Genomic DNA, 2193 nt, shown 5'->3' on the forward strand with positions numbered 1-2193 from the left:
CCAGTGCGCTGCTGTCGTGCTTGGGCATCATCCGGGCGTCCCGTGGCGGGTGCTCCTGCGGACGGCACAACAGATAGCCCTGCACCAGGTCGACCCCCATCTCGGTCAACACCGCGAGTTCTTCCGGCAGTTCGATACCTTCGGCAATGACTTGTGCCCGCGAAGCTTTGGCGATCTGCAGGATCGAGCCGACAAACTCGCGCTTGAGCGCGTCCTGATGAATGCCATCGATGAAATGCCGGTCGATCTTCACATAGTCCGGACGCAGTTCCGACCAGAGTCGMAGGCTCGAGTACCCGGCCCCCAGGTCATCCAGTGCAATCGAAAAACCCATGGCACGGTAGTGATGCAGTGCGTTTTGCAGCAACTGAAAGTCGTCAGTCGGGGTTTGCTCGGTCAGCTCGATTACCACCTGACTTGGCGGAATGCCGAAGTCCTGGAGCATTTGCAAGGTTCTACCCGGTTGATGGTCGGCTTCGAGCAACGATTCGGGAGATACGTTGAGAAACAGTTTGCCCGGTAACTGCTGTTCATTGAAACGGCGGCAGGCGCTGTGTCGGCAGGCCATTTCCAGTTCGCTGAGACGGCCAGCCTGGCGGGCTACGGCGAATAACGCGATGGGCGAATGCAGAGGGCTGTTGGAGGGACCGCGACTGAGGGCTTCATAGCCGAGGATGCGTCGTTCGGACAGCGAAACGATCGGCTGGAACAGACTGTGCAAACCACTTTGAGCCAGGATTGAACTCAAGGCACTCAGCTGTTCGGTCGTGGTCATGGCGATCTCTGGCGATAAAAAAAGGACCGGGCCCGCTCTTTTTCAGAGAGCGGGCCCAGTCCTTTATTTCACGACAGAATGATGACTGTTTGATGACGATCCGGGGATCGTCAGCATTAAATTGCCATCACTTTTTGTTGCTGGCGACCGCGGTGTTCAGCTTCAAGTAATCCAGCAGGATCCGCCCGGTTTCGCTCAGGTAGGCATCGTCTTCCGGTTTGGTCTTTTCTGGCTCGGCCGCGATGGCGTCTTCGTCTTCTTTCTTCAGTTCTTTGAGCGGATCTTCGCCCTTGGCCTTGCGGCGGATGTTTTCCATCACCAGCTGCTTGGCTTCGATATCGGCGTGTTGTGCGCGACGTTCGGCTTCATTGAGGCTGACGGTTTTTTCCGCCATCAGTTTCTGGGCCAGCGCCAGCTTGTCGCGAATGAACACAAACTCCGCGTCCTTGGCCGAACGGGCATCATGCTCGGACTTGAGCTGTGCCAGGTACGGTTTGAACGGGTCGACTGCCGGCTTGATGGCCGGGCGAATGGTATCCCACGGCATGGATTCCGGCAGGGCGCTCTCGCCGATTTCCTTGGTGTCGATGATCGACGGGAAGTCGACATCCGGCAATACGCCCTGATGCTGGGTGCTCTGCCCGGAAACCCGGTAGAACTTGGCCAGTGTCAGTTTCAGCTCGCCATGGTTCAGCGGCTGGATGGTTTGCACGGTGCCTTTGCCGAAGGTCTGGCCGCCGATGATCAGCGCACGGTGGTAGTCCTGCATGGCGCCGGCAAAAATCTCCGAAGCCGAAGCAGACAGACGGTTGACCAGCAACGCCATCGGGCCTTTGTAGAAAGCGCCCGGGCTTTCGTCTTCAAGTACATCGACCCGGCCGTCGGCGTTACGTACCAGCACGGTCGGACCTTTGTCGATGAACAGGCTGGTCAGCTCGGTGGCTTCCTGCAAGGAACCGCCGCCGTTATTGCGCAAGTCGATGACCACACCGTCGACCTTGTCTTTTTGCAGTTCGGTCAGCAGTTTCTTGACGTCGCGGGTGGTGCTCTTGTAATCCGGATCACCGGCGCGGAACGCCTTGAAGTCCAGGTAGAAGGCCGGGATCTCGATGACGCCGAGCTTGTAGTCCTTGCCGTCCTGTTTGAGGTTGAGGACCGACTTCTTCACCGCCTGATCTTCAAGCTTTACCGCTTCGCGGGTGATCGAGACGATCTTGGTGGTCTGGTCGTTTGGCGCATTGCTGGCCGGGATCACTTCCAGGCGCACCACAGTGCCTTTCGGTCCACGGATCAGCTTGACCACTTCGTCCAGGCGCCAACCGACGACGTCGACCATTTCCTTACTGCCTTGGGCAACGCCGATGATCTTGTCGGCCGGTGCAACCTGTTTGGTCTTGTCCGCCGGGCCTGCTGGCACC

Annotated in this window: 2 protein-coding genes; both read right to left on the reverse strand. The window is 58.4% G+C overall.

What is annotated here, in order from left to right; genetic code table 11:
• The coding region (locus tag AC1DH9_RS27790) for an EAL domain-containing protein (protein WP_477809200.1) at positions 1 to 775 on the reverse strand (775 nt) is incomplete at its 3' end.
• A gap of 127 nt (positions 776 to 902) precedes the next feature.
• Positions 903 to 2193, reverse strand: a 1291-nt coding sequence (locus AC1DH9_RS27795) for a carboxy terminal-processing peptidase (RefSeq protein ID WP_477809201.1), incomplete at its 5' end; no start/stop codon positions are given.

The organism is Pseudomonas sp. 05T35, assembly GCF_056396605.1.